This window comes from Streptomyces boncukensis (genome assembly GCF_011045075.1).
Classification (GTDB): domain Bacteria; phylum Actinomycetota; class Actinomycetes; order Streptomycetales; family Streptomycetaceae; genus Streptomyces; species Streptomyces boncukensis.
This window is the reverse complement of record NZ_JAAKZZ010000343.1, coordinates 1-8,352: the sequence shown is the minus strand read 5'-3', so window position 1 is coordinate 8,352 and position 8,352 is coordinate 1. Positions and strand designations below refer to the sequence as shown.

The following is an 8,352-nucleotide window of genomic DNA, read 5'->3' as shown; positions in this document are numbered from 1 at the left end:
CTCCCTCCCATCGCGCCCTGGCCTGCGAGCGCGCGGGGCTCGGGGGCGGCGGAGCTCGCCGCCTCCACCGCGTTGTCGATCAGATTGCCCAGCAGCGTCACCAGGTCCCGGGCCGGCAGCCCGGTGTCGTCCAGTGCGCTGTCCGGCGTCAGGGTCAGCTCCACCCCCCGCTCGTTCGCCTGAGCCGCCTTCCCCAGCAGCAGCGCCGCGAGCACCGGTTCGCCCACGGCGCCCACCACCCGGTCGGTCAGCTCCTGCGCCAGCTCCAGCTCCTCCGTCGCGAAGTCCACGGCCTCCTCCGTACGCCCCAGCTCGATCAGCGAGACGACGGTGTGCAGCCGGTTCGCCGCCTCGTGGGCCTGCGAGCGCAGCGCCTCCGCGAAGCCGCGCACCGAGTCGAGCTCGCCCGCGAGGGACTGGAGTTCGGTGTGGTCGCGCAGGGTGACCACGGTGCCGCGCTGCTCACCGCCGTCGACCGGCGAGGTGTTGACGACCACGACCCGCTCGGCGGTCAGATGCACCTCGTCCACCCGGGGCTCGGACGCCAGCAGCGCCCCGGTCAGCGGCCGGGGAAGGCCCAGCTCTGCCACGCTGCGCCCCACCGCGCTGTCCGCTTCGAGCCCGAGCAGCTCGCAGGCCCCGTCGTTGACGAGGGCGACGTGGCGCCGGCCGTCGAGCATCAGCAGCCCCTCGCGTACCGCGTGCAGCGTGGCCTGGTGGTAGTCGTGCATCCGGCTGAGCTCGGCGGCGTTCATACCGTGCGTATGGCGGCGCAGCCGGACGCTGGCGAGATAGGTGCCGACGGCGCCCAGCGCCAGCGCGGCCAGCGCGACGGCGATGATCCCGGTGAGCTGGCCGCGCACCTGCTCGCTGATCCGCTCGACGGTGATGCCCGCGCCGACCAGCCCGACGATCCGACCGTCCCGGTCGCGGATCGGCGCCACCGCGCGCACCGAGGGGCCGAAGGAGCCGGTGTAGGTCTCGGTGAACGTCCGCCCCTTGAGCGCCGGGCCTATGTGGCCGGAGAACCGCTTTCCGATGAGGTGCGGCCTCGGGTGCGTCCAGCGGATGCCCTTCGGGTTCATGATCGTCACCCAGGTGACGCCCGTCCCCCGGCGGACGCGCTGGGCGTAGGGCTGGAGCCGGGCCGACGGGTCGGAGGTGCCGATGGCCTCGTGGATCGAGGGCGAGTCGGCGATGGTGCGGACCGTCGCGATCGACTGGCGGCGCGCCGCGTCCTCGGCCTGGCCGCGCGCACTGACGTACGCGAGCACCGCGCCGCCCGCCACCACCAGCGTCACCAGCACCACCTGCATCGCGAACAGCTGCCCCGCCAGACTGCGGGGACGGCGGCGGTGCCGGCGGGGGGTGCGCATCCCCTCAGTCTGCCGTGGCTGAATTCATGCACGTAATGCACGTAATGGTGACGCCGGTCACGCGCCGATGCATAGTCGCCGGGACTTGTTACGAGTCGTTGACGCAATGGCGCACATACGGATCGACGAGGAGCCGGGACGTGTCAGAGAAGACACCGCAGGCGAGAGCGGAGCAGGTGAAGGCGGCGCGGACCCGGCGGGACCGGACGCACTACCTCTATATCGGCGTGATCGCGGCCGTGGTGCTGGGCGTGGTGCTGGGCTTCGCGGCGCCCGGCGTGGCGACGGAGCTGAAGCCGCTGGGAACCGGGTTCGTCGCCCTGATCAAGATGATGATCTCGCCGGTCATCTTCTGCACGATCGTACTGGGCATCGGATCCGTACGGCAGGCCGCCAAGGTCGGCGCGGTCGGCGGGCTGGCGCTCGGCTACTTCCTGCTGATGTCGCTGGTGGCGCTGGCCATCGGGCTGGCCGTCGGCAACGTCCTGGAGCCGGGCAGCGGGCTGCACATCACCGATGCGGCCCGGGACGCGGGCGCCGACCAGGCCAAGGAGGGCGGCGAGGACACCGTCGAGTTCCTGCTGGGCATCATCCCCAAGACCATGGTCTCGGCGTTCACCGAGGGAGAGGTGCTGCAGACGCTGCTGGTGGCCCTGCTCGTCGGCTTCGCGCTGCAGGCGATGGGGCGCGCGGGCGAGCCGGTGCTGCGCGGCGTCGGACATCTGCAGCGGCTGGTCTTCCGGGTGCTGGCGATGGTCATGTGGGCCGCGCCGGTGGGCGCCTTCGGCGCGATGGCGGCGGTGGTCGGGGAGACGGGCGCGGACGCGCTGAAGTCCCTGGCGGTCATCATGGTGGGCTTCTACATCACCTGCTTCCTGTTCGTGTTCGTCGTCCTCGGCCTGATCCTGCGGATCTGCACGGGCGTCAATATCTTCTCGCTGCTGAAGTATCTGGGCCGGGAGTTCCTGCTGATCCTCTCCACCTCGTCGTCCGAGTCGGCGCTGCCCCGGCTGATCGCGAAGATGGAGCACCTGGGCGTCAGCAAGCCCGTCGTCGGCATCACCGTGCCGACCGGCTACTCGTTCAACCTCGACGGCACGATGATCTACCTGACGATGGCGTCGATCTTCGTGGCCGAGGCGATGGGCGACCCGCTGTCGGTCGGCCAGCAGATCTCGCTGCTCATCTTCATGTTCATCGCGTCCAAGGGCGCGGCGGGCGTGACCGGCGCCGGGCTCGCCACCCTCGCGGGCGGCCTCCAGTCGCACCGCCCCGAACTCGTGGACGGGGTCGGACTGATCGTCGGCATCGACCGCTTCATGAGCGAGGCCCGCGCCCTGACCAACTTCGCGGGCAACGCGGTGGCGACGGTGCTGGTCGGCACCTGGACGAAGGAGATCGACCGGGAGCGCGCGGGCCAGGTGCTCGCGGGGAAGATCCCCTTCGACGAGCGGACGCTGCTGGCCGACGAGGGACACGAGCCGCACGAGTCGTCCCCGGACGCACCGGGCACCCCGGAGGCCGCCGAGACCCCAGAGGCCCCAGAGGGCCCGGACGCCCCGGAGCCCCCGGGGACCCCCGACAAGGTGAACGCCTGACCCGGCCACGGAGGGCCGTACGCATTCTCGTGCTCGGCAAGGGACCGGTAGATGCTGGGGGGAACCGCCACGGTGACCGTGTCAGGTTCCTCAGCCCTCGCTACTCGTCGCCTCATCAGCAGAGAACTCAGCAGCGAACATCTCCGTGCCCAGCGCTGCGAGCGCCTTGGCTGTGATGCGTTCGACGTCGCCTCGTTCGGCCTCCGGGAGCGCGGCGCCGCAGTGCTCCCTGGCCCGGGTAGCTGCGCCCAGGAGGCGGGCGGCCTGCACGGGTCGGTCCGCGATGACGTAGGCCCCAGCGAGCCCCTCGTGGGCGAGGGCCACAGCCCGGGGGTCGCCGCTGTCACGGGCGACGGAGAGGCCCTGGTGGTGCAGCGACATGGCCGCAGCTGCGTCACCGCGCTGTTCGGCGAGAAAGCCGAGTTCGGCGAGGAGAAGGGCGGGGCCGGGGCCGAAGTCGACCTCGCGGTGCCAGGTGAGGGTTCTACGGAGGTGCTTCTCGGCGCGGTCGAAGTCGCCCTCGCGCCGGGCTGTGAGGGCGAGACCGATTTCGGCGTGGATCTCGCCCGCTGCGTAGCCGTGTTCAGCGGCCAGTGCCATCGCCTTGCGGTGGAGCTCGGTGGCCCGAGGGAAGTCACCGGTCAGGAGGGCGACCCTGCCCAGCCCGGTGAGCCGGTCGGCGGCATCCGGCCAGAAGCCCAGTTCCTCGGCCAGCTGGAGACCATCCCGGTGCAGTCGTGCGGCGTGCGCGTAGTCGCCGGTGATCGCGGCCAGTGCCGCCAGTGGATAGGTGGTCTGCAACTGTCCCCAGCGGTCACCGAGTTCCGTGAAGAGCGCGTGGCCGTCCTCGGCGCTATGGCGCGCTGCGGCGAGGTCACCGCGCAGCAGGGCCTGCGTGGCCCGGGTGCTCTGTGCCGCGGCGATGCCCCAGACGTCGCCTGCTGAACGGAAGCCGGTCAGGGCTCGGCCCACCAGAGTCTCGCTGCGGGCCACATCGTCACCCGCACTGAGCGAGGCGTAGCCGAGGAACCATGCGGCACGTGCGCCATCGGCTTCGCTGTCGACTGTCATCTCGGGCGGATGGACCGCGTTGTTCTGTCCCTCCCCGGCCAGCAGGGTGAACCCGGCGTACCAGACGGCAGCTCGGGAACGGAGGGATGTGTGCGTGTCACCGCCGGTTTGCAGGGCTTCCCCCAGCGCTCGCCGGGCCTCGCTCAGCCGACCGCGCAGGAACCAGTACCAGGTCGAGGCGAGCGCCATGCGCAAGGCCGCGGTGGCATCCTTCCGCTGCACGGCGCGTTCCAGGACCGTGCGCAGGTTGGCGCTTTCGTGGTCGAGGCGAGTCAGCCGGCTCTGCTGCTCGGGCCCGCGGAGACGGGCTGCGGCCCGTTCGGCGAACTCGGTGTAGTAGGACTGGTGACGCCGTTCGAAGGCGTCGGACTCGCCTGCCTCTGTCAGCCGTTCACGGGCGTAGGCCGCGATCGATTCCGGCAGCCGGTAGCGACGGCTTTCGGACACGGTGACGAGTGAGCGGTCCACCAGTCGGATCAGCGAGTCGAGGACGTCCTGGCCCGTGCCGCCGCACACCGCTTCGGCTGCTTGGAGGGTGCAGCCATCGGCGAAGACGGCCAGACGGCGCAGGAGCTTTCGCTCGTCGCCGCCGAGCAGCTCCCAGCTCCAGTCGATCACCGCTCGGAGGGTGCGTTGGCGCGGTGGCACGCCGCGCCGGCCGCCGGCGAGGAGACGGAACCTGTCGTCGAGCCGGGCACACAGTTCGTGCACTCCCAGCGCACGAACCCGGGTGGCGGCCAGTTCCAGGGCCAGAGGCATGCGGTCCAGCCGGCGGCAGATCGTCGCAACGGCCTCCGCGTTGTCCTCCGTGACGGCGAATCCGGGTGCGGCGGCCGCGGCCCGCGCGGCGAACAGTTCCTCGGCGTCGGCCTGCGACAGCGGCGGCACGGTCCACACCACCTCCGCGGCCAGGCCGAGAGGCTCCCTGCTGGTGGCCAGGACGCTCAGCCCGGGTGCGGCCGCCAGGACCCGGCGCACGACGTCGGCCGCCGAGTCGACGACGTGCTCGCAGTTGTCCAGGAGCAGGAGGAGCCGCCTCGAACGCAGCGCGTCCTCCAGTCCCAGCGCCCCCTCTTCCCGTACGCCCAGGGCGGCGCTGAGCTGCTCGGCCACCTCGGTGGATCCGGCGAGCCCGACCACCCGTACGCCGTCGGGGTAGGCGTCGGCCGCGCGGCCGGCCGCCTCCTCCGCCAGGCGGGTCTTGCCCACCCCGCCGGGCCCGGTCAGTGTCACCAGCCGGTGGGTGGCGAGAAGTTCACCCAGCGCGGGCACCGCTTCCTTCCTGCCGATGAGGTCGGTCAGCGGAACCGCCGGCTCGCCATACCTCCTCTCTGGGGAGGCGGGAGGCGCCTGAAGGGCCGCATCGTGTTCGAGGATCGCCTGGTGCAGGGCGGCCAGTTCGGGGCTGGGGTCCACGCCCAGTTCGTCGGCCAGCCGCTTGCGCAATTCGTCGTACACAGACAGAGCTTCGGCCTGCCGCCCGGCCCGGTAGAGCGCACGCAGTTGGACGGCGCGCAACCGCTCCCGCAGCGGGTGGCGGGCCGACAGCTCATCCAGCTCCCCGGCCAGCATGTGGTGTTGGCCCATTTCGAGGCGGGTCTCGGCGAGCGCCTCCAGGGCGGTGAGACGCTGCTCGGCGAGGCGTTCGGCCGCGGCGCGCAGGAACTCCAGGTCACCGAGGCCGGCGAAGGCTTCCCCTGTCCACAGCTCCAACGCTTCGGTCAGCAGATCCGCCCGGGTGCGCGGGTCCTCGGTGCCGTATGCGGTGGCGGTCAGGTCGGCGAACCGGTGGGAGTCCACATCCCCGGGGCCGATTCGCAGCAGATATCCCGGAGGTCTCGACTCCACCAGCGCCTCGGCCCCGGGTTCGGCCCGCGCCAGGGCGCGGCGCAGCCGCGAGATCTTTGTCTGCAGGGCACCGGCGGGATTCCCGGGCGGCCGTCCGCCCCAAAGATCATCCACGAGTCGGTCGGCCGAGACGGGCTGCCCTGCGTGGACGAGCAGCGCGGCCAGCAGGGCACGCACCTTCGCCTCAGGGACGTCGACGGTGTGGCCGGCCCTCGTCCGGGCGGTGAGCGGGCCGAGCACCGAGAAGTACATGGCTGCAGCGTATCCGGCCAGGTGACAGCCGCCGTCCGGGGACCGACAGCGCACCGACAGAGTCCCGCCAGCGCCGGTCGGCACAGTGAGGACACGCACCGAACGAACCGTCCGGTGCAGTCAGCCGAAGAAGCAAGGAACCAGGAGTCACCTCATGTCGGAGAACGAGAGCTACGAGCAGTCCACGGTGTCGGTGATCGGCCTGGGACAGATGGGCACACGGCTCGCCCAGGCATTCCTCACCGCCGGATACACCACGACCGTATGGAACCGCTCCGCCGCAAAGGCCGACGCACTCGTCGCCCAGGGCGCCGTCCATGCGGCGAGCGTCGAAGCGGCGGTCGCCACCAGCCCCCTGGTCGTGGTCTGCCTGCCGGACTACACAACCGTGAGCGATCTGCTCGGGCCAGTGGCGCCGCGCCTGAGCGGGCGGGTCCTGGTGAACTTGACCTCCGGCACTCCGGAGGAAGCCGCCTCGATGGCCGCCTGGGCGGCCGGGCACGGCGCCGACTACCTCGACGGCGCGGCCATGAGCGGTACGCGTCTTGTCGGGCGGCCCGAGGCGCTGTTCGTCTTCAGCGGTTCCCCGGAGGCTTTCGCCTCCCACCGGCCGGTGCTGGCGAGCCTGGGCAACCCGGTCCACCTCGGCGCCGACCCGGCGCTGGCTCCGGTGTACGACACCGCGCTGTTCGGCATGGCCTGGGGTGCGCTGGCGGGCTTCTACCACGCCGTCGCCCTGGCGGGCTCGGCAGGCGTCGACCCCGCCGCCTTCGCGGCGGTGGCGACGGAACACATGCCGTTCGTCACCTCGCTGATGGCCGACCACTCCCGCCAGATCAAGAACGGCCACTTTCCGGACGACGACGGCACCGTGGAGGTGCACGCCGCAGCGATGGAGCACCTCGTGGACACCAGCCGGGCCCGCGGCCTCGGCACCGACGTACCGGAGCTGATCGGGAGCCTGCTGGATCGGGCGGTGGCCACCGGACACGGCTCCAGCGGCATCGCCGGCGTCATCGAGACGATCACGAAGGGTGAGCGGAATGCCTGAACAGTCCAAGTCCCATGTCACGGTCCTGGGCCTCGGCCGCATGGGCGCCCCGATTGCTTCCGCGTTCCTCGACGCCGGCCACCCGGTCACCGTATGGAACCGCACCGCGGCCAAAGCCGACACACTCGTCGCACGAGGCGCGATCCGCGCGACCACGACGGCCGAGGCGGTCGAGGCCGGCCCACTGGTGATCGCCCCGCTCCTCGACCACGCCGCGGTTCGACAGGCCCTCGGTCCCACCGCCGCCCTCTTGCAGGGCCGCACTGTGGTCAACCTCGCCAACAGCACCCCCGACCACGCCCGCGACCTGGCCGCCTGGGCGGCCGGGCACGGCGCCGACTACCTCGACGGCGCCATGATGGCCCTCCCCGAGACCGTCGCCACCCCGGAGGGCTTCTTCCTCTACAGCGGATCCCAACGTGCCTTCACCAGGTACCGGCGCGAGCTGGACGTGATGGCGCCGGCACACTACTTCGGCACCGACCCCGGCTCCGCGGAGATCCATGATCTGGCCCTGCTGGGTACGGGATACGCGGCCCTCACGGGGTTTCTGCACGCCGCGGCAGTGCTCGACCCGGTGGGTACCGCCCCTGAGGCGTTCGCCCCGCTGGCGGCCCGATGGCTGCACGGGATGGCCGAGTTCCTGCCCGAACTGGCGCGCGAGGCAGGAGAATCGGCGTATGCGGGCGGGGTCTCCACGGTCGACCTCAACCGGGCCGGGGTCGACAGCCTCATCCAGCTCAGCCTGACCAGCGGTATCGCCACTGACGTCCATGAGCCGCTGAAAGCCCTGCTCGACAAGCGGTCGGCCGACGGCCACGGGCAGGACAGCTTCTCCAGCGTGTTCGAGCTGCTGCGACCACGAGACACCGCAGAGCACGGAACGCAGAGCGCGGGACGACCGGGCGATGGGCACCGCTGACAAGAGGCAACTCCACCCTGGCACACCTGCACGCTGGCCTCGTAGCTCGGGCCTCACCGGCATAGCTCGGGCCTCACCGGCTTTCCCGGCCACGCCCCCGGGGCCTAGGTGTTCTGTCTCGGGAGGTTGTGGACGGTGAGGCAGGTCTCGGTTGAGGGATCTTGAATGGGTGAGGGCCTTCCGGGTTCGGTGTGGATTGTGATGTCTGCACCGACCAGAAAGGCCCTCGTGCCC

General features: G+C 71.3%; 5 protein-coding genes. 3 read left to right on the top strand and 2 right to left on the bottom strand.

Features of this window, described 5'->3' with window-relative positions:
* Positions 1-1,376, bottom strand: a 1,376-nt coding sequence (locus G5C65_RS25940) for a sensor histidine kinase (RefSeq protein WP_165301356.1), incomplete at its 3' end; no start/stop codon positions are given.
* Positions 1,377-1,516: 140 nt separating this feature from the next.
* Here G5C65_RS25940 and G5C65_RS25935 point away from each other — a divergent pair.
* Positions 1,517-2,974 carry a cation:dicarboxylate symporter family transporter gene (locus G5C65_RS25935; RefSeq protein ID WP_338146663.1) on the top strand — a complete coding sequence of 486 codons (1,458 nt, stop codon included), beginning with the start codon at positions 1,517-1,519 and terminating at the stop codon, positions 2,972-2,974.
* Positions 2,975-3,064: 90 nt separating this feature from the next.
* On the opposite strand, the gene G5C65_RS25930 is transcribed toward G5C65_RS25935, so the two are convergent.
* Entirely contained in the window at positions 3,065-6,145 is a 3,081-nt protein-coding gene (locus G5C65_RS25930) for an AfsR/SARP family transcriptional regulator (protein ID WP_165301354.1), read from the bottom strand.
* Positions 6,146-6,299: 154 nt separating this feature from the next.
* Between G5C65_RS25930 and G5C65_RS25925 the strand changes: the two genes are divergently transcribed.
* Both G5C65_RS25925 and G5C65_RS25920 read left to right on the top strand, forming a co-directional pair.
* Positions 6,300-7,196: an NAD(P)-dependent oxidoreductase gene (locus tag G5C65_RS25925; RefSeq protein WP_165301353.1), complete on the top strand. Its 897-nt coding sequence runs from the start codon at positions 6,300-6,302 to the stop codon at positions 7,194-7,196.
* Positions 7,189-8,118: an NAD(P)-dependent oxidoreductase gene (locus tag G5C65_RS25920; RefSeq protein ID WP_165301352.1), complete on the top strand. Its 930-nt coding sequence runs from the start codon at positions 7,189-7,191 to the stop codon at positions 8,116-8,118. The genes G5C65_RS25925 and G5C65_RS25920 overlap by 8 nt, the downstream gene beginning before the upstream one ends.
* The last annotated feature ends 234 nt before the right edge of the window (positions 8,119-8,352 follow it).

Bases quoted from the DNA above. Each gene is read 5' to 3' on its own strand.
- G5C65_RS25930 (WP_165301354.1), bottom strand. From the start codon at position 6,145: ATGTACTTCTCGGTGCTCGGCCCGCTCACCGCCCGGACGAGGGCCGGC.
- G5C65_RS25925 (WP_165301353.1), top strand. From the start codon at position 6,300: ATGTCGGAGAACGAGAGCTACGAGCAGTCCACGGTGTCGGTGATCGGC.
- G5C65_RS25920 (WP_165301352.1), top strand. From the start codon at position 7,189: ATGCCTGAACAGTCCAAGTCCCATGTCACGGTCCTGGGCCTCGGCCGC.